The sequence below is a fragment of the Hymenobacter radiodurans genome, assembly GCF_004355185.1.
Taxonomy (GTDB): domain Bacteria; phylum Bacteroidota; class Bacteroidia; order Cytophagales; family Hymenobacteraceae; genus Hymenobacter; species Hymenobacter radiodurans.
This window is the reverse complement of sequence record NZ_CP037922.1, coordinates 2903758-2927989: the sequence shown is the minus strand read 5'-3', so window position 1 is coordinate 2927989 and position 24232 is coordinate 2903758. Positions and strand designations below refer to the sequence as shown.

Here is a 24232-nt window from a genome sequence, read left to right as displayed (position 1 = left end):
AGCCAGCCTGACTTCTTGTGAAAGCGCTCGACTGACTATGGGGGTAAAAGGGCAGAAGGAGAAGCAGGCATCAGCACGAAAATACGAGTTGGAGCTGATGGCTACTGCATTAGGCATTTTTTAGCGAACCACTTCCAGCCACCCTTTAATGGCGCTGTTGGTGCTGCTGCGGCGCAGCATATAGTAATAAACGCCTGGCGCAGCACTGGTGCCCCAGTCGTTGAGGTAACGCTCTGTTTGATACACTTCCTTGCCCCAACGGTTATAAATTGCCAACGACCATTCGCCTACGGTATAAGAAGCAACTACGAAGGCATCGTTGCGACCGTCTTTGTTAGGCGTGATAATGTTGGGCACGCAGAGTTGAGCGGTCAGCGTTCTGCTGGCTGTTTGGGTGTTGCAACCACTACGCACTGTTACGCTATACGTGCCGCCCTGGCGGGCTAGAAGCGTGCTGCCCGTCGAGCCATCCGACCATAAGTAGGAATACGCATTACCTACTGGCGCTCGCAATAGCAAAGGAGTACCCTCGCATACGGTAGTATCAGGGCCCAAAGCAAAAGCAGGCACTGGACTGGATGCGCGCAATGCCACCTGCCGACTGCGCGTAGTGGTGCAGCCGGCGGCAAAGGTTGCTGTTACGGTATAAATACCCGGTTGTGATACGCTAATAGTGGGGGTAGTAGCACCGTTGCTCCAGCGGTAGGATTGAGCTCCGGCGGCAGCGGCAGTGAGTTGCGTATTGCTGTTAAGGCATATTACAGAGTCGCCGCTAATAGCAACTACGGGTACGTTAAGCACAATTCCCGTCTGCATATACTCAGCTCGGTAGGTCTGCTGCGTGGCAAGCACTGAAGTCGAAGTTGAGGTCGTTGTAGTTAGAGTTGACCAAATACCATCATTAGCAGGCCGCACAGAGAGACCTGAACAACCCAAACCGCCCACAGGACGAAGCCGAAAATCATAGGCACCAGTAAGTCCTCGACTGAACACCCCAAAGTACACAGCCGCACTAGTTCCTGCAGCAGGCTTAATGGAAGGCTCCTGATTTACAACATACAGCTGTACGCCATCCGTTTGGGTTCTAATATTGTTGACGATGGCCGAGTCGCCGTTGGTCGCTTTTATGCGGAGACGTGTCGTCCGCAAGTCGGTTCCGTAAGCAAAGGTGCTGGCATCTCCAATGGCGGCTCCGGATGGTTGCCAGAGTGCAGCGCCAGTAAAGTTGCTTAGCGTACCGTTGACAGGCACACTCCCTTTGTCAACCGCTATGGTGCCGGAGGTCTGATCGAAGTTATAATAGGCCACTAGCTCAGCAGGTACAGGCGAAATCTTGCGGCACATATTGGTCCGGATCTGGTCTTCAGTCAAGGCCGTGCGCCACACCCGGATTTCGTCAATGTCGCCTAAAAACAGGTTTTCTGCCTGTACAATATACTCGCCAATAGCTAGGGCTGAACTTGTAGTCAGGTCTGCTCGGGAGAAAGGATAGGTGGCACTGTTTTCCAGTACTCCATCTACATAGATTTGCCAGGAATTGATGTTACATACTCCTGCTAAATGATGCCAACGCCCATCGTCAACGCGCGTGCGTGAGGCTCCCGAGGACATATACAAACCAACACTGGTGCGCCCATTGAAATAGGCCGCACCATTGTTGGTGTACAAGTGAAAGCCTTTTTCCTCTACTAGTGAGTTTGAGTATTTCCCCGCTACCCACTGGTAGCCACTGCTGGTGGTGCGAACCCAAGCCTCCACACTCACTTGCTGAGTAATGCCGCGGTTACTGGTACCACAGTTTATGTATGTGCTAAATCCATTAAAATTCAGCTTGTTACCTGATCCAGCTAAGGTCTGAGCTTGTAAGCTAATGCTAAATAGACCGGATGCGAAAAGTATGATAGCAGAAAGAAGTGATACTCTGAGTAAACAATTTCTCATAGAGATATTTTAAGGAAAAGACGGCTAAAAGTACGGTTTAGCTATCCAGTCTAATAATTTATCTAAAGCAATATTTTTACTGTGGCCTTCATGGGGAGTGCCCAAAGTTGAATTATAGTAAGCAGCCCGTTGGTAAAGGTTAGCAGGCTTGTGCTGTTCATAGCGCCGCAACAATTCACCCAATTCCGGTAGAGTAGCCGCTCTTTCTACCAGACCATTCGCCACATATCCATAGTAGTCATCGGCAACAGTGTGGGTGCCTAAGCGATAGTATATACTCGCCAAATTGAGGAGTGTAGCCTCTAAATGCGTTGAAGTGTCGGCGGCGATAAGAGCGTCTTGCTGCTGCAAAAATTCAAACACGTTTTGCTGGCGCGCATTTGAAAAAAGCAGCTGCGGGTACTCCCGTAAAAAACCGAAATCACGGGTGTCGCCGGGATGAGGGCGGAAGGTGAATGTGATTCTAGGAAACGCTTGGAGTAAAGCAGCTACGGTTGCTCGTATTGCTTCCGTGTCATCCAGCAAATTGACGGCAATACCCACGCGTTGCACTACCGGAGCCGTATTGCGCTGACGTAGAAAAGCATCAGCTTTGGGCATACCTACTAGCTCTACGCGGCCCTGAACTGGGCCGCATTGCCGGTATTTATCCAAGGCATCCTGACCTTCCAGAAGGCTTAGATCGAAGCTCAGCGGTGGAAAGTAGGTGCTTACGCTGGCGTGTTGTACATAAGCAGTGGGTATCCGGCAGGTGCGAGCGGCGAGTAGTAGTGCGCGGGCGTCGTCGTTGTGGTCATTGGCGAAGATGATGGCTTTGGGTTTGTAATGACGCAACGCCCGCACATACACTTCATAGTAGCCGATGGCGTTAAAAATCAAATCGAAAAAGCGTAGCGCCCGGCTTCCTTCTGTGCGCCAAAGCCCGGTTAGTACCAATGGGAATTGCCAGTAATATAGCAGTTTGCGGCGGAGAGAAAGCCGGTTTACGTGGCTATTATACCGCCCGATTTGTTTGCTCTGACCAGCAACAAATACGCTGTTTGGTAAGCCTGTGCGAATAAATTCTAGGGCTTCGTAGTTGTTCTGACTTACGACATACAGCCAAATTGCCCCCCGCAGATTCTCGGCATTGTGCACGGGCTTCAGAGCGTTTCCCACCAGCCGAACACCCGCGTAACCCAACACTTTTATGAGTCGCTTTACCGGATTGGGTGGCGAAATGCCCCCCAACATTGTGGGAGGCAATTGGGCAAACAAATCGGTGAAGCGCAGTTGCAAAATGTCGCGGGTGCGGGCAACGAGCTGAGCCAGATACGACATGATGTTGGGTTACAGTGCTTCCCAGGTGAGCGGTGTGCCTGCTCGCAAGTTCTGGCGGGCCGGCTTACCCAGCAAGGGCTCATAGTAGCGCGGCGCCAGGCCGTCGCCGGGGCGTACTACCCGCAGGTTTTCTTTCGTAAATAGGTCTCCCGCTCGTATATCCTGAGCCACATATAAGGAGCGTTTGTACAGACGACTTTTCTCCTCGGCCCGCTGCACTCCATACTGAATCTGGCCCAATGCCTGCCAAGCCCGCTCCGTTTCGGTGACCAAAGCAGCTACCTCCTCGGGTTCCAGAGAAAAAGCCGAATCGACACCACCGTCGGCGCGGCGGAGGGTTACGTGCTTCTCAATAACGCAGGCACCCAGCGCCACGGCCGCTACTGCAGCACCCACGCCCATGGTATGATCGGAGAGGCCTATGGGGCATTCTGGGAAAAGCTGGGTCAGATGCGGGATGGTGCGCAGATTGGTGTTTTGGGGCGTGGCGGGGTAAGTGCTGGTGCATTTTAGTAAGACCAACTCCTGACAACCGGCTTGGCGGAGTACATCCACCGCCTCCGCTACTTCGGCTAAAGTGCTGGCACCAGTGCTCATAATGACGGGCTTGCCGGTGGCGGCTACGCGCCGCAGCAGGGGCCAATCCGTATTTTCGAAGGATGCAATCTTGTAGGCGGGCACGTCGAGCGATTCCAGAAAATCGACGGCTGTTTCGTCGAAGGGCGAGCTAAAGGCTAGCATCCCCAGCGATTTCGCGCGCTCAAATAATGGCTGGTGCCATTCCCAGGGTGTGTAAGCTTCCTGATACAACTCGTGCAACTCCCGGCCAAACCACAACGAGTTCGGGTCGTCGATGCGGTAGGCGCCGGGCAGCGTCATGGTATCGGCAGTATAGGTTTGGAGCTTGATGGCATGTGCGCCGGCCGCTGCTACTGCATCAATAATGGCAAAGGCACGCTCCAACGACTGGTTATGGTTGCCACTAAGCTCAGCAATAACAAAAGGCGGTTGGTCGGGGCCGATAGGGCGGGAGCCGATATGCATAGATAAAGAGGTTAGGCGCTGCTACTCAATTCTTCTGTCAGCCGGTGCGCTGCTGAAGCCAGCCAAGGATGAGCGACTTTTAAGACTAAAAATTTGCCCCCTAAAGAAGCCACACAAAGGTAACCGAATCGGGCTCGCCGGATAATGGGGTGGGTAGCAGCGTGTAGCCAGCGCGCTCAAATGCGCGCAATGAAGCTTGGTTTCGGCGCTGCACATGCCCCACTATTCGTCGTACCTGCGGATAACTTTGAGCCAGATGCGCTGTGCCCAGCGCCAGCAGCGGGGCCGCCCAGCCACGCCCCCGATACCTAGGGTCGAGCAGGTAACTCAAAGTGGCTTCATCGTGCGCAATACTAAAGCGAATGAGCCCAATGGGCGCGCCCGTGGACTCCTCTTCGGCCAAAAGCAGCAGGGCATAGGGATCAGTAAGACGGGCATTTAGCCACCGCTCGTGAAACTCAGCGGGAACAGGCTGTGGGTTGAAAGAGGCCTGCCGAACGGTTGGCTCGTTTGTCCAAGCCAGCAGTAGATCAGAGTCGGCAGCGGTGACTAGGCGTAGATTAAAAGGTGCATCGGGTAGGCATAAGGCATTGAATGCCTGCCGTAAACGCGCTGGGGCGTGGCCGTCGAAATACTGATTCTGAGCTGCTCGTAGCTGCTCTGCAATGCGCAGCACCTCTGGGGAAGTCAGTACATTGGCGGCGCTGGGGTACAGTAGGGCCATGCCTGCCGACCGCAAAAATTCGTGTAGATCATGCTGATTAGCGGCGGTAGGCAACAGGAAAAGCAAGCCGCCACCAGCCGCGCAATACTCGTAGCTGATAGTGCTGGGTGAACACACCGCTGCCCCACAACTTTGCATAAGCTCAGCTAAAGCGTCGGGGGGCAAATTTCGGTGCAGCGTAACTTTGGCTTCGTGTTCCGCCCACTGACTCAACGATTCCCAACCGGTATAAGCACTGCCTACTACGATCTGCACCTGCTCAACGACAGGTAGCGTGAGCAGGGTGGCCGCCACGCGCTGCGTCTGGTGGGTAGGGTCGGCCCCGCCCAGACAAACCAGCACCGATGAGGGCGAAGCAACTGGACGGGAAGCGGAATTGGAGCGGAATGCAGCCCGCAACGGCGCATATTTTGGGCCGCTCAGCAGTCGGGCCCGTGGGCGCCGCAAGTCGTAATTGGCTTCAGAAATGCCCCCCGCAGGGTTCAGCACCACGTCGGCGGCAAAGGGGAAGGCGTGCAAATCATCCAGGCAAACCAGCTTAGCTACGTAAGGGCGCACGGCCTCCTGGTAGCTGAATTCAAATCCGTAGCCATCGAGTACAAGGATGTCGGTGGGGCGCAATATGTGGTGTGCCAGCCACGCCGGCTCACCGCCCGCTGGCTGCGGCGGCATTTCTACGACTTCCGAACAGGACTCTTGAAGCTGGCTGAGAAGCACATGGTCAGGCTCCTGAATAACGAATACGCACCCGAACTGGTCGCGCAAGATATCGGCCAAAGCCAACAGGCGCATCACATGGCCCAGCCCTATACGCGGATTTCCATCGGCACGAAGCACGAGGCGGGGAAAGGTGGGACTGGTGGTCATGGTTTTAGCTGCTCGTTTTCGTGATTTATCTGCGTAAGCCATGGATATTTTACTACTAATTCCTCCACTTCACTTAAACCGAAGTTGGTAGGCAGATGCGAAAAGAGTAGATGCAGCAATGCATAATCGCTGGGGTAATCCAAGGTCAGACGCAGGTTTTGAACTAAGCCGGGTAAAACGAATGGCACCGTTTGGATACGAAAAAGCCCCCCAGGGTTGCGACGCAAATAAGGTGTCACATGTTCGCGCTCTTCTGGCCGTGTAGCTTGCTCATGCGCGCGCCCTAAAGCTGGTGTGCTAATAACTTCCAAGTTTGTTCCTAGCGGCAAGCCCGTAGTCAACGTGTAATCAGCCTGTTCTGCAAAATGGTGGGCTATTGCTACATCTATGTAGGCAGGATCAATTGCTGGATTATCACCGGTAAGGCGTATCACTACGTCTACTTTGTGTAGCTCCGCAGCTTGGTAAAAACGGCTAAGCACATCCTGCTCATCACCACGAAAAACGGTAGTACCTGCCTCCGTCGCCAGCTTTGCTAGCAAATCGTCAGAAGGTTGGGTAGAAGTAGCTACAATGACCTGATGAACTGCGGATGCTTGCCGCGCACGATGAATAACATGGTGCAAAACCGTTGTTTCAGGAATATGGAGAGGCAATGCGAGCAACGCTTTACCCGGCAGCCGGGTTGAGCTCATACGAGCTTGAATAATAGCTCCGACGCGGGGCTTGGGGGGCAAAACTAGCGTATCGTCCATCCGCCGTCTACTACCAGATTGTGTCCGGTAACGAAATTAGAAGCCTGAGAACTTAGAAATACAAAAGCCCCTTGAAGGTCCTCCGGTTGACCAATTCGGCCTAAAGGAATACGCTGTGTCAACTCCGCTACAAACGCTTCATGTGCTTGTACCGGCTGGCTTGGAAAGGCACCCGGCGTTACACAGTTAACTTGAATATTTTCTTTACCCAAATACGAGGCAAAATACCGCGTGAGTTGGATTACCCCTGCTTTGGCAGCGCCATAGTGAGGAGGATTTGTGAATTGCGGGGTACTTGTATAGGCACCAAAATCTGGAGCAACTATGCCGTACATGGAGGCCACATTGATGATTTTGCCAGCCCCACTCTCACGAAAAAAAGGAATAATAGCTTGAATGCAGCGGTAGGTGCTACCTAGCGAGCCATCTAATCCAAAAGCAAATTCTTCATCAGTCAAACTTTCAGGCTGATTGCCACGGCTGTAAAATGCGTTATTGATGAGTACTGACGGTAGTCCGACAGTAGCACTGCTATGCCTGAAAGCCGCCTTTACAGAATGTGTTGAAGCTACATCACATGGAATAAAGTGGGCTTTTGAGTTATCCTCAAGCTCTGCGAATGCTGCATTAAAGGAAGCCTCTTCACGGCCTAAAACAACTACTGTCGCACCCTGATCTAGCAGTCCTGCCACAATCGCGCGTCCCAAGTGCCCATAGCCACCTGTTATAAGAACGACTTTATCCTCAAGGGAAAACAGCGATTTTTTGGTTGTTAGCGGGGTGGCCATGTATAAGGTAAAATGAAAGAATCTGAGTTCTCAGCTAAAGGCTGGAAGGCAGCATACAGCGTTTTTACTGCATATACATACTGAGCGGCTGCAAGATTTTCGCGCAAATTAACTCTGGAATCCACACCAATAACCACCCGTGCTACTCCTGGTGTATAGGCTGCAAATAATAAGAGCGCTGCCGCTAATGGAACTTGAATCTCGTTTGCGATACGATGTAATAATTCAAGCTTAGGCCTTAAGGGTTCAAAAAATGGGGGCACTGTGGCAGGCTGCCGCAGAAGTAGGCCCTGTAAAAAAGCAGAACGTGCATGCACTTGAATTCCTTGACGGGCTAGTTCAGGCATCAGAGGAGCAAATCGTTGATCTAACGCATTAAATGGTACCTGCACTATGTCTAGTGGCCAACCCTTCTCCAGCAACCACTCGGCCTCCCAAGGATGATAAAGCGAAACTCCCACACATTTAATACGTCCAGAGGCTCTTGCATCCAATAGGGCATCATAGGCATCAGGATGCTGCTGCAAGGCCGTAAAGCTATGGAATAGCACCCCATGGATAGTAGATTGACGCAAACGAGCTAGTGAGTCGTCAATTTGTCGAGTCACATTAGGTCGAGGAGCGGCACCTACTTTGGTAATGAGTTCGAATGTCAATGCATGAGCAGCTAATTCGGTACCTATCACAGTTTCGCTGTCGCCGTAAGCAGCCGCTGTATCAAGCGTCGTAATCCCAGCATTAGCTGCTTCAAGTAAAATCTCAGCTACGATGGCTGAAGCAGGCTTTCCAACGTTATTATTAATGCCGTAGGCAAGGCCAAACTGTGCTGTGCCAAGTGCTAGTCGTTGTACAAATGGAACGTCTATCATTATCCATTTATAAACTCCCGCACACAGTCAATTACATACTGTTGCTCCTCGTCAGTCAGATCCGGGAACATTGGCAGGCTCAGACAGTGTGCATAATAGGCTTCTGCCTGGGGAAAATCACCCGGCCTCCAGCCCATTTCCTGATAGTAAGGCATTGTATGTACCGGAATGTAATGCACCTGGGCAAAAATCTGGCGCTCACGCAGAAAATCATATAAGCCCTTACGATCCTCAATCTGAATAATGTAGAGATGAAAGGCGTGGCCATCCGTGGCAGATAGTGTGCGTAAGGGAAGCATTTCGGCAAAGGCTGCATCATAGCGAGCAGCAAGCGCGCGTCGTCGGGCAAGTCCGGCATCAGCCCGTTGGAGTTGGCTGATGCCCAAGGCCGTAAGCATATCGGGCATGCGGTAGTTGTAGCCCAAGGTTTGCATCTCGTAGTACCAGCCGCCAGGGTTTTGGAGAAGATGCGCCGGGTTCTTGGTGATGCCGTGCGTGCGGAGCATCAGCAGCTTTTCGTAGAGCGCTGGATTATTGGTTGTTATCATGCCGCCCTCGCCGGTGGCAATGTGCTTGACGGGATGGAAGCTGAAAATGGCCAGATCAGCAAATGCCCCGTTGCCGCACCGCTGCTCCTGGCCCGTTGAGTCGACAAAAAAGCCCCCCGGCGCGTGACAGGCATCTTCAATCAGCCATAGCCCAAACTCATCAGCCAGCGCCCGCGCTTCCTCCATATTCACAGGCAAACCCGCAAAGTCGACAGGAATCAGACCATGAAAATGCCCTTTCGGATGACTTTCCAGCAACCGCCGTACCTGCTGCAAGTCGATGAGCGCGGTGGCGGGGTCGATATCAGCAAAATGAACTTCGCCGCCGCAATAAAGCACGCAGTTGGCGGAAGCGGCAAACGTGATGGGCGTGGTAATGACGCGCTGACCAGGCTGTACGCCTAGAGCCAGGGTGCACAGGTGCAAAGCCGCCGTACCATTACTCACGGCCACGGCATACCTAGCCCCGATGTAAGCCGCAAATTTCTCCTCAAACTCCGCCACCTTCGGGCCTTGTGTCAGGAAATCGGACTGGAGTGTATCCGTAACAGCTTGTATATCTTCTTGCGTAATGTGCTGGCGACCATAGGGAATAGGACGCGTAGGCTGAAAGGTGACAGTGGCGTTGATCATAGTCTGGTAAATATACACAGCCGGGGCGCTTGGCGTAGTAACCGGATCTGTACAAGGATTAGGGTTAAGAAAGCTTATAGCGTAAAACAAAAAATGCCGCTCTTAGTGCAGAGCGACATTCTTGTGAAGTATCGGTTGGGTTTGCTACGCCGTGAACGTTGGATCGACGTGCAGGCGAATTTCCTCCCGGATTTGCTCCGCATTCAACCAATGGTCGTTATTGGCTGAGTCGTAATAGAAGCCGTCGGGAACGCGGCTCCCTTTGAAGTGCCGTATGAATTCTTCCACGTCCCACTGCGGCGTGTAGGGCAGAATAACGTAGTAACGTTCCAATTCCACCGTGCTCAGCGCGTCGGTTTCAGTGATCATCGCTTCGTGCAGCTTCTCGCCGGGACGGATGCCGACTACCTCGTGCTTACAATTGGGGCCGATGGCTTCAGCTACTTCCGTGATTTTGTAGCTTGGGATTTTGGGGACAAAAATTTCACCTCCCCAGGCGTGCTCCAAGGCGTACAGCACCAGATCGACGCCTTCTTCCAACGAGATGTTGAAGCGCGTCATATCGGGGTGGGTGATGGGCAGGACGCCGGTTTCGCGCTGTTGCAGAAAAAACGGCACTACTGAGCCTCGGGAGCCAATTACGTTGCCGTAGCGCACGACGGAAAAGCGCAAATCGCGCTTGCCTTTCATGTTGTTGGCGGCTACGAACAGTTTATCGGAGCAGAGCTTGGTGGCGCCATAAAGATTAATAGGAGCCGCGGCTTTGTCGGTGCTGAGGGCCACCACTTCTTTCACGCCGCAGTCAAGGGCGGCATTAATGACGTTTTCGGCCCCGAAGATGTTGGTTTTGATGCACTCCATCGGGTTGTACTCAGCAGCGGGTACCTGCTTGAGTGCGGCAGCGTGCACCAATACATCAATGCCTTCGCAGGCCCGCTTCAGGCGCTCGGCATCACGCACATCACCAATGAAATAGCGAATAGCGGGGTACTTGGAGTGCGGAAATATCTGCGACATTTCGTACTGCTTCAACTCGTCGCGCGAGTAAATAACCAGGCGTTTTACGTGCGGAAATTTCTCGAACACAGTATGCACGAACTGCTTACCGAAAGAGCCCGTACCACCAGTAACCAGGATGGATTTGTTATTTAAATCAAGTGCCATAGAAAGACAAAGAGAGGTCAGCCATCCGGAAAAAGACGCTGGGGGGCAAAAGTAGGCAATCCGCGCCGGGGTTACGTACTTTTGCACTGTTGTTGGTTATTGGTCATGCCGAGTATTCGGCGCATGCCCATCTTTTATTTTACTGCGTCTCTTCATGTCCGAACCTATCAAGCTCATTATCTGGGATCTGGATGATACTTTTTGGCGCGGTACGCTTTCGGAAGGAGCCGTAGAAGCCATTGCCGATAACTTGGAACTAGTGCGCGCTACCGCGGCCCGTGGCATTGTGCACACCATCGTTTCCAAAAACGATTTTGCCGCCGCCGAAGCCAAACTGGTGGAGTTGGGTATTCGTGACTTATTCGTTTTCCCCCAAATAAGCTGGCAGCCGAAAGGGCCTATTATTAAGGAGCTACTGGCTCAAATGCAGCTGCGGGCCCCGAACGCGCTGTTTCTGGACGATAATCCTATTAATCGGGCGGAGGCGCAGTATTATAATCCTCAGCTTCAGGTGGCCGACCCAGTCGACTTGCCAATATTTGCCCCCCAACTGCTGCTCAGCGGCAAACCCGACCCTGGCCTGACGCGCCTGGAGCAGTACAAACTGCTGGAGCGCCAGCAGCAGGCTCGCGCCGCTTACCAGGACAATCTGGAGTTTCTACGCGATTCGCAGGTGCGCATTGAGTTTCGGGAAGGAGCTGCCGTGCAGGCTGATCTGACCCGGGTGGAAGAATTGATTAACCGCTCCAACCAACTCAATTTCACGAAGAAGCGAGTCGCTAAAGATGAGCTAGGAGCCAGCTTCACGGACGCTGCGCTACGTTGGGGCACCGTACGGGTGCGCGACCGGTTCGGCGACTATGGTCTGGTGGGCGTGTACTGCCTGAATTTGTCGGAAAACCGATTGGAGCAACTGGTGTTTTCCTGCCGTATCCTGCATCTGGGCGTTGAGCAGTTCACCTATGCCTGGCTCGGTTTTCCGGCGTTGGGAGTGCAGGGCGAAGTGGCCACGGAGTTGAACGGGACGGATAAGCCCGACTGGATTACGCTGGATTTACCGGGTGCTGAGAAGGATACGGGGTCAACCCCAACTTCTGCGGGCGTCGGCAGCGAAGGCAAGGCTGCTGGGGAGCAAATTCCAGATAAAAACCGCCCCAAACTGCGGGTATTGCTCAAAGGCGGCTGTGATTTAGGGCAGCTGACGCCCTTCTTGCAGGCCTTTGCCATCGACGTACAAGAGGAGTTTAATTACGTAAATGAGCACCAAATCCCGGTGCATGTGGAGCATACGTCTCTGCTCCGCCTGACGCGTGAATTGCCCCCCAGCGAGCAGCAGCGCCTAGCAAGTAAGCTGCCTTTTCTGGGAGAAGAAGCCTTCTCTACTAACTTGTGGACGGCCGAAGTTGACGCCTTAGTGTATAGCCCGCTTATGGACTACACCCAGGAACTGTACCGCGAAAAGGCAACGGACATTGTTATTCCTTTCGGCGGCTACCAGAATCTCTTGGCTACTGATGCAGCTACGTTGGCGGCCAAGTATGTGCAACGCCGCTTCCGGGGGATGAACGAGGATTTTCTGCGTCTGTTCAAATCGGAATTCGAGTTTGGGGGGCAAATTTCGCCCGCTGACTTTCAAGCAAATCTGCGCTGGCTACGGAGCCAGCTGCCGGCGGCTATTCCTATTTTCTTCCTCAACGGGGCTGAAATAGAAGTTCCCGGCTCCGCCGAAACGGGCGCCGCGCAGCGTCACGCGCAAATGAACCAAGCGTTGGCTGAGTTCGTCGCCAGCGCTGATAATTGCTTTATCATTGATGTGCGCGATTTCATTCGCACGCCGGCAGATGTCACCAATAATCTGCGCCATTACCAGCGCGCACATTACCGCACGCTCGCCCAGCGTTTGGCCGAAGCTCTCGGTGCCTGGCACGGCCGCCAGCTGCCCCGCTCTGCCTGGACCGATTTGCGGGCACAAGTAGCTAGCCACTTGCCTAGTAAGCTGCGCAATGCTTGGGAGAAGCTGCAGAAGTAAAAAGCCTATTTAATCAGCTTAGCCAGCTTTTGCGTAAGCGCCCGCCGCGAATACTGCGCGTGATTGATAGCAGGCAAATCAAGGTTAGAATTGATTCGCCAGGCCGCAAACAGACCGTCCAAATGGTCGAGCATACCGCTATAAGTATCGTAGGGCAGTGCGCGGCCGGCCCCGCATTCCTCCAGCAAATTATCGGCATCGGAACCTACGGGGCCAATGCAGATAATAGGTTTGTTAGAAGCCAGATACTCAAATACTTTGCCTGGTAGAATGCCGAAGTTGTGCGCTACATCCGGAATAGCCATGAGCAGCGCCGTGGACCGCAGCAAGTAGCTCACCGACTCGTCGTGTGGCACGAAGGGGACAAATTCCGTGTGTTTGCCTAAGCCTACCTCTCGGATCTGCTCCTGCACGCCCGCCGATACGGTGCCCACAAAGCGCAGCTTAAGCGGTACATCCGGATGGCGCGTGGTACAGGTGGCGCAGGCCGCCAGAAACAGTTCAATATGATACGTCTCGGAGATAGTGCCCGTGTGGGTAATAAGCAGACAATCAGTGGGTGGAGAGCTAGGCTCCCGAAAATCACTTTCATCGTAGCCGTTGGGCAGCACGTGAAATTTGCTGGCCGTGAGGCGCGGCGACTTCCCTAAAAACAGGCGCTTGGTATCGGGACTCGTGACTAGCACTTCATCGGCTTGCTCCAGCACTCGGCGTTCGTACCAAGCGTCGAGCCAACGCGCGGGCGGGGTGTGGTTGAGCTCTTTATAGTAATAAATATCTGTCCAAGGGTCGCGCATATCGGCTATCCAACGCAGACCATAGCGCTTTTTTAGCTCCAGACCAATAAGCTGCGTAGAGTGCGGTGGACTACTAGTCAGCACCGCGTCGAAAGTGTGGCCTGGGGCAATTAGCTCAGCGCACTGCCGCAGAACGTGTTGATTCCAGCCTCGGCGCGGATCAGGAATAAATAGGTTGCCCCGTAGAAACTTGAAAACCTGCTGTTGCAAGCTGCTTTTGCTTTCGTTGGCAAAGCCGCCGTGCGGAATCTGTTTGCGGCCCGTGAGCTTTTTATAGGAGTCAAATGGCTCGCTTGTATTCGTGCGAAACACACGCACGCTATCCGGCACTTCCGCCGCCAGCGACTCATCAATTACCGGATAAGCTCCCTGCGACGCATCCACGGTAATCACCGTTGGCTCCACGCCAAAGCTTGGCAGGTGCTTCACAAATTTCAAGCTTCGCTGCACGCCCGCCCCGCCGGATGGGGGCCAGTAATACGTAATAACAAGCAGACGCAGGGGCTTGGGGGGCATTTTTACAGCAGGTTTGAGCACGCGAAGGTACGTAGCCGTGGGCTTTCAGGGTTTTTTGGGTTAATTTTGGGGAAGCGAACTTGCCGCTGCGACCCATTGTATTGCCTCAGGCCTCTTAATCAGGCAGTTCGGCATACTAGCACCTTACACATCACTACATCACAAGATGTTCGATAATCTCTCTACCAAGCTCGATCGGGCCTTCAAAACCCTGAAAGGTCAGGGTAGCATCACCGAAATCAACGTTGCCGCGACTATCAAGGAAATTCGCCGAGCACTAGTTGATGCCGACGTGAACTACAAGGTGGCCAAGGAAGTCACCGACAAAATAAAGGACGAGGCCATGGGCCGCGACGTGCTTACGGCCGTTTCGCCGGGCCAGCTCATGACCAAAATCGTGTACGATGAGCTAACGCTGCTCATGGGCGGCGAAAAAGAGGATGTAGTGCTCAAAGGCGACCCGGCCGTGATTTTGCTGTCGGGCTTGCAGGGTTCGGGTAAAACTACCTTCGCCGGTAAGCTTGCCATGTTCATCAAAAAGCAAAACCGCACCGTCCTGCTCGTAGCCTGCGACGTGTATCGTCCGGCCGCTATCGACCAGCTGAAAGTGCTGGGCGAGCAAGTAGGAGTGGAGGTGTACTCGGAGCCGGACAATAAGAATCCGGTTGAGATTTCGCAGAACGGCATTGCTTACGCCAAGAAAAATAACAAGAAAGTAGTCATCATCGACACCGCTGGCCGCTTGGCCGTGGATGAGCAGATGATGCGTGAAATTGAGCAGGTTAAAAAGGCCATCAACCCTTCTGAAACGCTGTTTGTGGTTGACTCCATGACGGGTCAGGACGCAGTAAACACGGCCAAAACCTTCAACGACCGCCTCAACTTCGATGGCGTGGTGCTCACCAAGCTTGATGGTGACTCGCGCGGTGGTGCCGCGCTTTCTATCCGGGCCGTAGTTGAGAAACCCATCAAATTCATCTCGACGGGTGAGAAGATGGAGGCGCTGGATATGTTCTACCCCGACCGGATGGCCCAGCGCATTTTGGGCATGGGCGACGTGATTTCGCTGGTAGAACGCGCACAGCAGCAGTTCGATGAGGACGAAGCCAAGCGCATCAACCAGAAAATCCGCAAGAATCAGTTCAACTTCGACGACTTCCTCTCGCAGCTAGAGCAGATCAAGAAGATGGGCAACCTGAAGGACTTGGTGGGGATGATTCCAGGCATGAGCAAGGCCATCAAAGATGTTGATATTGACGACGATGCGTTTAAGCCTATCGAGTCCATTATCAAAAGCATGACGCCCAAGGAGCGCGCCCAGCCTGAGCTATTGAACGGCTCGCGCCGCCGCCGCTTAGCCAAAGGTAGCGGCACTGATATTCAGCAGGTGAACAACCTGATGAAGCAATTCGAAGACATGCGTAAAGTGATGCGTACCATGAATAAAATGGGTAGCACAAAAGGTGGCATGCAGCAAATGGCCAAAATGATGGGCATGCGCGGCGGCATGAAATAAGCTACCTGAATTTTGTAAAAAAGCCCCCCAGATAATTTCTGGGGGCTTTTTTATGCTTTAGTATTCCGTTCGTGCTTCATGCTCTGTCCAAGCTGTAAAACCTTCTTTAGCTTCAGCCCCTAGGAATTCCTGCATCGGTATTTGTCGCTCGCTCAGCGGCTTCTCTATTTCGTCGTAAATAAATTGGTCGTCGAAACCGATAGCGGCGGCATCCTGCTTGGTGTTACCATAGAATACACGGCGCGGACGCGCCCAATAAATGGCCCCTAGACACATAGGGCAGGGTTCGCAGCTCGTGTATAGGTCGCAATCCTGCAGCTGAAAGCTGCCTAGGGCCACACAAGCTTTCCGAATGGCATCTACCTCGGCGTGGCAGGTGGGGTCGTTGGTACTGGTAACCTGATTGAAGCCGCGCGCGATGATCTGGCCATCCTTCACGACCACTGCCCCAAAAGGACCGCCGTAACCAGCCTGCATTTTTTCAACCGATAGGCGAATGGCTTCGCGCATAAATTCTTCGCGGGGAGCTTCCATAATATGAAGAGGGGGAGGAGAGAAACCGATGTGAGAAGGCCAAAAAAGCCCCCCAGTGATGAAGTTACAGTGTATTGAGGAAATACAGCTTAAATCAACTACCTGCTTTTAGATAAGCGGTTGGTTACTAATGGCAATTACGTTAGATAATCGAAAAATAAAGGCAATAAAAAGCCCCCGAGCATTCGGGGGCTTTTTATTGCCTAATGAACTTGAACCTCGATTTAGTTGCGAACCAAAGGCAGGGCCACATTCACAGCTTCTCCGCGCACTCGCACAATGTAGGAGCCATGAGGTAGCGCCTGCACTTGCAGCGGGTGTTCTTGCTGACCAGCGAGGGTAAGGATTTGTAGGCTGCGACCTGTCAGATCGAGTAACTGCACTTGGTAGGTACCAGCAGGTAAGCCAGTCAAGTCAAGCGTAGCACCGCCCTGTGTTGGGTTGGGGTACACCGATACATCTACTTTGATCGCATCAACAAATTTTACAGTCCGCACTGGGCTGAACGTTGCTGTTCCATCGAAGTCCAACTGCTTCAGACGATAGTAGATAAGCGTACCAAAGCGAGCCGCGCCAGCATCCGTGAAGCTGTATTTCGACTGCTGCGTGCTAGTGCCTTTGCCGCGTACCGTGCCAATAGTGCTGAAGGTCAAGCCATCGAGTGAGCGCTCTACCACGAAGCGGTCATTGTTCAGCTCCGAAGCCGTAGCCCAGTTAAGTTGAGCATCCTGGCGCACGGCCGTAGCAGTAAACTGCTTTAGCTCCACAGGCAACGGACGGACAATCGTAACATCTTCAGCTGTGCTAGTTGTTGTCAAGTAGTTCTGACCTCCAGCCGTACCACCACCTGCGAAGGTACCAGCTGGTGATACTTGGCTCGTAGCTACAGTGCGGGTAGGATCAAGGAACCGAACAGTTGCAGAAGCCTGATAAGCCGTGTTATTAACAGCAGTACTGGCAATAGTAGCCCGGAAGGAAATTCTGAGCGTAGCGCCGGCCGGAATAGCCAGATTGCTGAATGTTGGCGCGCTTGAGCTGCCAATTGGAGCAGTGTAGCCTGTATAGGGCGAAGAACTGCCATCAGCCAGAGTTAGCGTCACAGTGGGAGCTACTGTGTTGTCATAATTGAAGAGGTTAGCGGTTAGATTCGTTTCTACGCTTACACCTGTTGCTGCTCCACCCGTGTTTGATACAACAAGTGCGTAAGTAGCAGGATTTACGGTAGCACCACTACGTGTAACATTAGGAGTTGAAGTGCTTAAAGCTACCGTAAGAGCAGGCAAGCAGCCAGTAGTACTGGAGATACCAGCGGGAATATTAGTCTGATTCTCATTAACGGAACCTGCAACACCATTTTCAGCGCCATTCTGATAGTTAGTGCCGTTGCTTACTGAAACACCATAGTCGCCGCGTGCCGCAGTAGCAGTTCCAAAATCGCCATTCGTATAAATCAGACCGCCACCGCCGCCACCGCCGCCGCCATAGCGAAGATTTGAATTGGTAGAGGTTGGACTGCCACCGTTGCCACCATCAGCACGAACAGTTAGAGTAGCGAAATTAGCAGTTGATTGTGATACTACTAATAATGCACCTCCTGCACCACCGCCTCCAGCGCCATCATTGGTTAGTGCATTGCCATTATCTCCATCTGCTGTAATTGAGCCTGTTCCTGATACAGATCCGGTACGAAGGATAATAATTCCTCCCCCATCAGCACCACTGCTTAATGAAGCAGTAGTTGAATTAGTGCTACCGGCACCACCACCGCCGCCCATAAATAGTCGGCCAGACGCAGCTGAACCAGCGCTTGAGCCAGCGCTACCTCCTGTTGGGTAGTCGTCGTCGGGGTTAGGAGCACGGTCAAGAAAATCACCACCGCCTCCACCGGCGCCGCCGTTGCCGCCGCCGCCGCCGCCAGTTTCATAACTGTTTGAAGTAGTTAAACCAGCGGTTGATCCTCCGCCAGCGTTACCAGGCGCTCCTCGTCCAACGCTGCCTCGTGGATAGCCATCGACACCGGTACTTGATACTGAACCGTTATTGTTAACATATAGTGGAGTACCTACTATGCCTTCTCCTTTTGCACCATGTGCACCAGTAGTAGAAGTTGAAGCTACGTTTCTGTAGTCAGTATTTGTGTAGCCAGTGGTAGTGCCAGTGTATCGCACACCTCCACCTCCTCGGTACCCACGGCCATTCATGTCTAGCCTTCCATTTGTACCAAAAGTTGTCCGTCCTGCCACATCTAAAACTAATACTCCACCAGTCGTGCCATTCCATTCAGAACCATTGACTGTGCCATTAATAGTTACAGCCGAGTATTGAGGAACACGTATTACTTGGAACCGACGTTGCCCACTTCCAGTAGTGATGTTTCCGGCTGGTTCGGTAAAGTTGGCATCTTGGTAAGCATTAGCTAGGCCAGTAGCTAATTGGAGATTACCTCCTCCAACAGCTACGTCATTAGCAGCTATTGCATATTCATAAGTGCCAGCTGTATAGTTTGTAGAGAGGTTTCCAGTTCCACCGTTACCGTTACTCCCGTAATCATTATCATTATCTAATTGAATCTGCGCACCCTGCATTTGCATGATAAGCAGCAGGTCACCTTTTGTAATAGGTGTTGTACTACCAGTGGATGACCCTACTGTAATAGAAGTGGCACCTGCTGCTACAGAAGCTGAGCCAGGGAAGTAGGTATTAGGTATCGTAGTGCTCGAAAGCGTAGCAGGGCCGTCCTTGCCAGGCGTAGCACAGCCAGTAGCAACGTTGGCTATGCCGCTGACAACCGTGGTAACAGTAGCCGTATTATTAGCCAAAGTTGGGTCTGGTACGCTAGAAGTGGCGCCTGCTGTACCGACAATACTACCAGTTCCGGGCATCGTAAAGGTTACAGCATTAACGATTGCCGGAGCGTTGGGGGCCAAGCTAGCTACTGAGGCAAAAGTAATAACCCGTTCGCTGCCCACAGTTGCAATCGTAGCACCTGCAGGTAGGCTAACACCAGTTGCAGTTGAAGGCAGCCGCAGCGTAGGAACAACATTATTAGCTGTTTCCAGACCAAGATTGGTAGTGCTAACTGAATATGTTACTTGAGAATTTGGGTTAGCAGTAGTTGGACCGCTGACGCTACTTGCTAAGTCGGCTCCGCTAACGTCTACCGTAATGGTGGCTTGATTAGAGAGAGTGCCTAGAATGTCACGGATGGTATAAGGAATAGTGACGACGCCTGCAAAGGTATTGAGGGCGCTAAAGGTGACGACTCCTTGTGCGTTTACGGTGAAAGTGCCTTTACCTGCAACAGTTAAGGTTTGCTCAACAGCAGAAGTAGCAGGGTTCAAATCTACAGTAGCCCGATCTAGGCTGCTACCGGGTGCTTCATCGTTGGTAGTTAGGTCGAACGAAGCCGCAGTTCCGTAGCGTGTGCCAAACCGATCATTATTGGCGATGGTTGGGCGCACAATAGCTAGGTTGCGAATCTCATGCACGTTGTTTGAGCCACCAGTAGAACCCGAAAAACCGATACGGAGAGTGGGTGGCGGAGGCGGTAACTCAATATTGCTTAAAGCAGTGGTTACCGATGTGCCGTGCTGAATGCGAACCGTAATGCGATAAGCCGTTGTGCCATTCGTATTGGTGAAAGGAATAAAATCAATGAAAGCACGGCGGTAATCTCCGCTTGTCTCCTGTGCTCGCGCTGTCGCTACGTCCAAGTCGAAACCTAACTGACCACTGCTAGCAAGGTATGGGTATTCTGTTGCAGCCGTTCCATTACCCTTACCACGAATGGTAATGGCATTGGCGGTAAGGCCACTAGCAACTAAACCACCTGAACGGCCTTCGCTGGCATTAGAAAAGTTGCCAAACTCATCGATGCCGATGCCCACGTAGCCATTTGATACGCCCGGGGTTATAACGGTGGGTGCGTTAGCATCTCTAACACGCTGTGCGTAACCGAGGGAGCCGCCATCGGCACCAATACGGAACGTGCTAGTGTTACCATCAATCAAGTAGACGCTAAACCCATCAGCACCAGTAGTAGAGGTTTTGCCGTAGGAAAAGAACTCAAAAGAAATACTGAATCCTTGGGGAGCAGGGAATGCGCCTTGGTCAATAGCTGTTCCAGCTTGATTACCGACCGCATCAGTGAGGCGCAGATAGCCAGTACCGCCAGTGGTGCCAGTACCTGTAAGGATAGCAGTACCAAACAAGTCAAAACCGTTAGCAGTGCCATTCTTAAATGACTCTACTCGTGGAAACTGTGCTTGTGCTCGCTGCCCAAACGATAATAGGAATAGTGACGCACTAGCTATTCGTAATAGCTTTCGAACAGTATCCGACCGACTGTTGAAGGGGGTAAGAGTTGTTTTCATGAACGATAAAAGAATAGTTGAATTGATTTTTAATTAGAGCAAAGAAGGTTCCGAAAAATGGCCTTAAATTGCATTTTGCTGGAAAAATGCTGGATATTTGTTCTGGTAATCGCTTGCCTTCCAGGTCAGTATAAAATATTCTAAAGAAACTTATATCCTTAATTTTACTCCCAGAAATTATGAATGATTTAATAATTCAATTCATAATTTATTACATGATATTTTAAAATAAGTAATTAGAGAAAATGAAAAGACGGCTGTTTCTGGCCCGATGCTTGCTTAAAACATATCCGAAAGAATAGTTTTTTTAGGTGTTTTGGTTGTGGAAAGGGGCCTCGCTAAGCGGGGCCTTTTTTTGTTCCTCATTTTCTTGTGTCCCACGAAGTAGCGAGCGCAAAAAAGCCCCCCAGATATACCTGGGGGCTTTTTTGCGCTCGCTACTTCGTGACTAATGAATTACCCGAAGATGATACTTAGTTTCGGTACCAGGGGCGCTCGGAACGGTGAAGGCACCCACGCGGCTGGGGCCATAGCCCAGATTAACTTTTACAAATTCGTCGCGGACGGGTAAAAGCTCAATAATCTCTTGACGAAGCAGATCTAAGTCAGTGATCATGTTGTTGAGGCGCTGCTGCAGTTCATCCGATTGCTGATCGAAGCTACCGGTGGGTGGGCGTTGCTCGAAGCCGTCGGCAGTGGGGGGCAAATTGGTGGTTGCCAGCGAACGAGCCTCTATCTGAGCCTTTTCCAGTTCTTCCTCGGCTTCCAAATAGGCTTTGACTTTTTCTTCGAGTGGAATAAGCGCCGGATTCAGGTAATCAAGGTTGCTGGCCATAATAGGAAAAATGAAAGTGGTGTAGTCATTTCAACGCAAACCGGGAAGGCAAGGATGCGATATTGATACATGAATATCGTATTTGCAACGAATCTTAGGCACCAGAAAATTAACTTGAAATCTTAGATGACTGATTATTTATTTTCGACATTAAGTATAGTTGATAACTAACTTATAGCGTCATATCTCACCTATTGAAGAATAATGTATCCTTTATCAATAGCTACTCGTAGGAAAGCAGTGGCATTAATTTTATTTTTTGTTGGTGTCGTATTTAATGTTTTCTTTTGCCTAAGAAATTAATTTATTCCTCTTTCAAATTCTCCTAAAATGGCCGCAGCAGATTTAAACAAACTACAGCAACTTCTCCAAAATGCAGAAGACAATGAGATGGTATTAGCCCAGGTTCGTAAGAATATGGAAAAGCTAACCAGCCTTATCAGCGAAACCAATGCGTTGCTGGATCCTTCTTATACCCCAGAGCGCAAAGAGCGCAAGCCCCGCGCTGCTGGCACTGGAACCGGCGGCCGTCGTGGACGCCCACGTAAAGAGGCTACGGCTGAGTAATTACGCCGTTAATCGTATAGAATTAAGAAGCCCCGGTCTTTCAGCTAGACCGGGGCTTCTTTCATAAATTTTCATCGTTATACAAGAGTTTTTCGTTGCAATAAAATAATAAGCAAGGCTCTGAAAACGATGAAATTTCACTGATAGTTATGCCCTTACACTATTCAGATTTCTGAAATATCAGTAAAAATAAAGCTGAATTTCCACTCGTGTTAATAAAAAAGCAAACATAGCTAGCTGCTGATTTATCCCGATTTCGGCCCGCTAAAGTGTGTTGCAGCTTGTAAATAATTTATATCTCCTTAGAGCAACTGCGCGTATCATCAACTTATGACGTCTTCCGCTAACTCTGATCCGCTAGGTCGCGCATTAACTGCGTATTTGCGCGGCGATAAATCTGCTACGCTTACGGTGCACACCAATGTGAGCGAAGATGAGCCTTTGCCCGCTAGTTATTTTTTTCGGTCGCTTTGGGAAATGCCTGAATTAGAGCGCCGTGCTCTGGAGGAATGTCGAGGCAGAGTGTTGGACTTAGGAGCCGGTGCGGGAGCACACGCATTAGAATTACAAAACCGAGGATTTTCGGTGCGCGCCCTCGACGTATCGGCTGGCGCGGTGCAGGTGATGGTGGAACGAGGCGTGCGCGAGGTAGCCCATCACAACCTCTTTGACATTCCGGCTACCGGCGAGCAGTTCGATACCATACTGATGCTGATGAATGGCTTAGGCTTGGTGGGCACACTCGAAGGCTTGGCGCGTTTTCTAAAGCACGCGCGCAGTTTTCTGGCACCTGGGGGGCAAATTTTAGCCACATCATCGGACGTCGCCTATCTATATGAAGACGAAGAGGGCGCACTGCTCATTGATTTGAACGGTCCTTATTACGGCGAGATAGATTACGCCATGACGTATGAGGGCGAAAGGGGCGCGCCTTTTCCGTGGCTTTTTGTGGAAGCCAGCATTCTGCAGGATTATGCCGAAGAAGCCGGCTTCGAGTTAGAAATCATTGCAGAGGATGATCAGCAGCAGTATCTGGCCTGCCTGACGCTAAACGCCGGTGCGCACGAAGTAAACCAGTAATTAATACAGCAAACAGCAGCTACTTCGCAAACGAAATTTTGCCCATCGATACCGCCGGAATACCTGGTCGGCTGTTACCGAGCGGAGCGTTGCTTCCGGCTAGGCTTTCATTTGCAAGCACGGCAAACAGCACAGCTTCTTTCGCGTCGGGATGAATACCTAAGTCGTGAGTAGTAAGAAAACGGCAGTTCGGAAGTTGGAGACGCAACGTATTCATAAGCACGGGATTGTGCATACCACCACCGCTGGCATAAACTGTCAGCGGTGCATCGGAGGTTGGAAAGCAGCGTCGAATAGCCCTTACAATGCCCGCTGCGCTAAATTCGACGAGTGTGGCCAGCAGATCGGCAGGGGAGAGGCCAGCGGAGCCACTGCGTTGCTGGGCCTGCACTACGTAATCGCGACTAAATAACTCAGGGCCAGTTGTTTTTGGGAAGTCTGCGGCGAAAAATGGATGGTCGAGCAATGCGCGTAGGAGCGGTTCGTGTACCTGACCTTGGGCTGCGATGGCGCCGTCAACGTCATAGCTTTTGTCGGGGAAATAAAGCTGGGTGAAGGCGTCGAGCAGCGTATTTCCGGGACCAACGTCGGTCGAGAACATCGCGCCTACATCAAGGGAGCCGGGCAGAAAAGTGAAGTTGGCGATGCCGCCCATATTGAGTAGGATGCGGTCTTCCCCAGCTTTGGAGAACAATAGATAGTCGCCGTACACGGCCAGCGGCGCGCCTTCGCCCCCAGCGGCCACGTGCTTTTGACGAAAGTCGCTAATTGTCAGAATGCCAGTGCGTACGGCCACATGGTCGCCATCACCAATTTGAAGCGTGGCGTTTGGAAAATCTGGTTTGCCGTGCTGGCTTTTGGGGGCGTGAAATACCGTTTGACCGTGACTGGCGATACAATCCACTTCCTGGGGGGCAATTTTCCAGGTACGGAGGCAGTCTAGCACCATATCAGCGTGCAGCAGCGCTATCCAGGGGTTGAGAAGGCACAAATGCTCAAAGTCGATAGTACTCTTGGCAAATACCCGCCTTATTTCGGCTTTCACCGACTCAGCGTAGGGCACCGTGGCAAACTGTTCAACCTGCACCTGGGTTGCCGGTCCGCTGCCTTCAAACCGGCACAGGGCTATATCAAGTCCATCAAGCGAGGTACCCGACATCAGGCCGATGATCCGCCGCTGGGGCTTTTGGGCAATCGTAAAGAGGTGGTGCAGATTGGAGTTCATAGGTGGGTAAAAGTGCGGCAAACATTTAGGGAGTCCAAATTAAGATTGGCAGGAACAAGGTTCAATGGTCTGCTTCAACTGGAATAAGCCTAAAATCTTCGGTGTAA

Annotated in this window: 18 protein-coding genes; 4 read left to right on the top strand and 14 right to left on the bottom strand. The window is 51.9% G+C overall.

From position 1 onward, the window contains the following. Nucleotides 1-120 precede the first annotated feature (120 nt). The 9 genes from EPD59_RS13610 to pseB all read right to left on the bottom strand — a co-directional run bounded on the left by EPD59_RS13610 (nt 121) and on the right by pseB (nt 10653). Nucleotides 121-1758, bottom strand: a complete 1638-nt coding sequence (locus EPD59_RS13610) for a LamG-like jellyroll fold domain-containing protein (RefSeq protein ID WP_240731404.1) — start codon at nt 1756-1758, stop codon at nt 121-123. A gap of 207 nt (nt 1759-1965) precedes the next feature. Further along, the gene (locus EPD59_RS13605; protein WP_240731403.1) at nt 1966-3261 is read right to left on the bottom strand and encodes a glycosyltransferase family protein; all 1296 of its coding nucleotides are present in this window, start codon (nt 3259-3261) and stop codon (nt 1966-1968) included. Nucleotides 3262-3270: 9 nt separating this feature from the next. Continuing rightward, on the bottom strand, nt 3271-4305 hold the full coding sequence (pseI, locus tag EPD59_RS13600) for a pseudaminic acid synthase (protein ID WP_133273263.1): 1035 nt from the start codon (nt 4303-4305) through the stop codon (nt 3271-3273). 100 nt (nt 4306-4405) lie between these two features. Continuing rightward, complete coding sequence (gene pseG, locus EPD59_RS13595) at nt 4406-5896, bottom strand: UDP-2,4-diacetamido-2,4,6-trideoxy-beta-L-altropyranose hydrolase (protein WP_165963595.1); 1491 nt, start codon at nt 5894-5896, stop codon at nt 4406-4408. Further along, entirely contained in the window at nt 5893-6591 is a 699-nt protein-coding gene (locus tag EPD59_RS13590; protein ID WP_165963594.1) for a cytidylyltransferase domain-containing protein, read from the bottom strand. The genes pseG and EPD59_RS13590 overlap by 4 nt, the downstream gene beginning before the upstream one ends. 44 nt (nt 6592-6635) lie before the next feature. Beyond that, nucleotides 6636-7439, bottom strand: coding sequence for an SDR family oxidoreductase (locus EPD59_RS13585; protein ID WP_133273260.1), 804 nt, complete (start codon nt 7437-7439; stop codon nt 6636-6638). Continuing rightward, nucleotides 7424-8308 carry an aldo/keto reductase gene (locus EPD59_RS13580; protein ID WP_133273259.1) on the bottom strand — a complete coding sequence of 295 codons (885 nt, stop codon included), beginning with the start codon at nt 8306-8308 and terminating at the stop codon, nt 7424-7426. The genes EPD59_RS13585 and EPD59_RS13580 overlap by 16 nt, the downstream gene beginning before the upstream one ends. Continuing rightward, nucleotides 8308-9489 carry a UDP-4-amino-4,6-dideoxy-N-acetyl-beta-L-altrosamine transaminase gene (gene pseC, locus EPD59_RS13575; protein ID WP_133273258.1) on the bottom strand — a complete coding sequence of 394 codons (1182 nt, stop codon included), beginning with the start codon at nt 9487-9489 and terminating at the stop codon, nt 8308-8310. Before pseC ends, EPD59_RS13580 begins: the two co-directional genes overlap by 1 nt. A gap of 144 nt (nt 9490-9633) precedes the next feature. Further along, a complete protein-coding gene (gene pseB, locus EPD59_RS13570; RefSeq protein WP_133273257.1) occupies nt 9634-10653 on the bottom strand; it encodes a UDP-N-acetylglucosamine 4,6-dehydratase (inverting) in 1020 nt (339 codons plus the stop codon). A 154-nt stretch (nt 10654-10807) separates the two neighbouring features. Between pseB and EPD59_RS13565 the strand changes: the two genes are divergently transcribed. Continuing rightward, nucleotides 10808-12682: a hypothetical protein gene (locus tag EPD59_RS13565; RefSeq protein ID WP_133273256.1), complete on the top strand. Its 1875-nt coding sequence runs from the start codon at nt 10808-10810 to the stop codon at nt 12680-12682. 5 nt (nt 12683-12687) lie between these two features. Here EPD59_RS13565 and EPD59_RS13560 read toward each other — a convergent pair whose 3' ends face one another. Beyond that, nucleotides 12688-14016 carry a glycosyltransferase family 4 protein gene (locus EPD59_RS13560; RefSeq protein WP_240731402.1) on the bottom strand — a complete coding sequence of 443 codons (1329 nt, stop codon included), beginning with the start codon at nt 14014-14016 and terminating at the stop codon, nt 12688-12690. Nucleotides 14017-14161: 145 nt separating this feature from the next. On the opposite strand from EPD59_RS13560, the gene ffh reads away from it, so the two are divergent. Next, complete coding sequence (ffh, locus tag EPD59_RS13555; RefSeq protein ID WP_133273255.1) at nt 14162-15511, top strand: signal recognition particle protein; 1350 nt, start codon at nt 14162-14164, stop codon at nt 15509-15511. 57 nt (nt 15512-15568) lie between these two features. On the opposite strand, the gene EPD59_RS13550 is transcribed toward ffh, so the two are convergent. The 3 genes from EPD59_RS13550 to EPD59_RS13540 all read right to left on the bottom strand — a co-directional run bounded on the left by EPD59_RS13550 (nt 15569) and on the right by EPD59_RS13540 (nt 21253). Further along, on the bottom strand, nt 15569-16045 hold the full coding sequence (locus EPD59_RS13550; protein WP_133273254.1) for a nucleoside deaminase: 477 nt from the start codon (nt 16043-16045) through the stop codon (nt 15569-15571). 224 nt (nt 16046-16269) lie between these two features. Further along, the gene (locus EPD59_RS13545) at nt 16270-20418 is read right to left on the bottom strand and encodes a T9SS type A sorting domain-containing protein (RefSeq protein ID WP_133273253.1); all 4149 of its coding nucleotides are present in this window, start codon (nt 20416-20418) and stop codon (nt 16270-16272) included. A 448-nt stretch (nt 20419-20866) separates the two neighbouring features. Then, entirely contained in the window at nt 20867-21253 is a 387-nt protein-coding gene (locus tag EPD59_RS13540; protein ID WP_133273252.1) for a hypothetical protein, read from the bottom strand. Nucleotides 21254-21583: 330 nt separating this feature from the next. Here EPD59_RS13540 and EPD59_RS21640 point away from each other — a divergent pair, with 330 nt between their 5' ends. Together EPD59_RS21640 and EPD59_RS13535 are read left to right on the top strand one after the other, a co-directional pair. Further along, complete coding sequence (locus EPD59_RS21640; RefSeq protein ID WP_165963593.1) at nt 21584-21820, top strand: hypothetical protein; 237 nt, start codon at nt 21584-21586, stop codon at nt 21818-21820. 330 nt (nt 21821-22150) lie between these two features. Beyond that, a complete protein-coding gene (locus EPD59_RS13535) occupies nt 22151-22900 on the top strand; it encodes a class I SAM-dependent methyltransferase (RefSeq protein WP_133273251.1) in 750 nt (249 codons plus the stop codon). Between the two features lie 19 nt (nt 22901-22919). Here EPD59_RS13535 and EPD59_RS13530 read toward each other — a convergent pair whose 3' ends face one another. Further along, a complete protein-coding gene (locus EPD59_RS13530) occupies nt 22920-24125 on the bottom strand; it encodes an anhydro-N-acetylmuramic acid kinase (protein WP_133273250.1) in 1206 nt (401 codons plus the stop codon). Nucleotides 24126-24232: the final 107 nt, after the last annotated feature.

Coding starts and splice junctions, on each gene's coding strand:
- pseG (WP_165963595.1), bottom strand. CDS start 5,896: ATGACCACCAGTCCCACCTTTCCCCGCCTCGTGCTTCGTGCCGATGGA.
- EPD59_RS13605 (WP_240731403.1), bottom strand. CDS start 3,261: ATGTCGTATCTGGCTCAGCTCGTTGCCCGCACCCGCGACATTTTGCAA.
- EPD59_RS13590 (WP_165963594.1), bottom strand. CDS start 6,591: ATGAGCTCAACCCGGCTGCCGGGTAAAGCGTTGCTCGCATTGCCTCTC.
- EPD59_RS13530 (WP_133273250.1), bottom strand. CDS start 24,125: ATGAACTCCAATCTGCACCACCTCTTTACGATTGCCCAAAAGCCCCAG.
- pseC (WP_133273258.1), bottom strand. CDS start 9,489: ATGATCAACGCCACTGTCACCTTTCAGCCTACGCGTCCTATTCCCTAT.
- pseI (WP_133273263.1), bottom strand. CDS start 4,305: ATGCATATCGGCTCCCGCCCTATCGGCCCCGACCAACCGCCTTTTGTT.
- EPD59_RS13550 (WP_133273254.1), bottom strand. CDS start 16,045: ATGGAAGCTCCCCGCGAAGAATTTATGCGCGAAGCCATTCGCCTATCG.
- EPD59_RS21640 (WP_165963593.1), top strand. CDS start 21,584: ATGGCCGCAGCAGATTTAAACAAACTACAGCAACTTCTCCAAAATGCA.
- EPD59_RS13535 (WP_133273251.1), top strand. CDS start 22,151: ATGACGTCTTCCGCTAACTCTGATCCGCTAGGTCGCGCATTAACTGCG.
- EPD59_RS13585 (WP_133273260.1), bottom strand. CDS start 7,439: ATGGCCACCCCGCTAACAACCAAAAAATCGCTGTTTTCCCTTGAGGAT.
- ffh (WP_133273255.1), top strand. CDS start 14,162: ATGTTCGATAATCTCTCTACCAAGCTCGATCGGGCCTTCAAAACCCTG.
- EPD59_RS13540 (WP_133273252.1), bottom strand. CDS start 21,253: ATGGCCAGCAACCTTGATTACCTGAATCCGGCGCTTATTCCACTCGAA.
- EPD59_RS13545 (WP_133273253.1), bottom strand. CDS start 20,418: ATGAAAACAACTCTTACCCCCTTCAACAGTCGGTCGGATACTGTTCGA.
- EPD59_RS13565 (WP_133273256.1), top strand. CDS start 10,808: ATGTCCGAACCTATCAAGCTCATTATCTGGGATCTGGATGATACTTTT.
- EPD59_RS13580 (WP_133273259.1), bottom strand. CDS start 8,308: ATGATAGACGTTCCATTTGTACAACGACTAGCACTTGGCACAGCACAG.
- pseB (WP_133273257.1), bottom strand. CDS start 10,653: ATGGCACTTGATTTAAATAACAAATCCATCCTGGTTACTGGTGGTACG.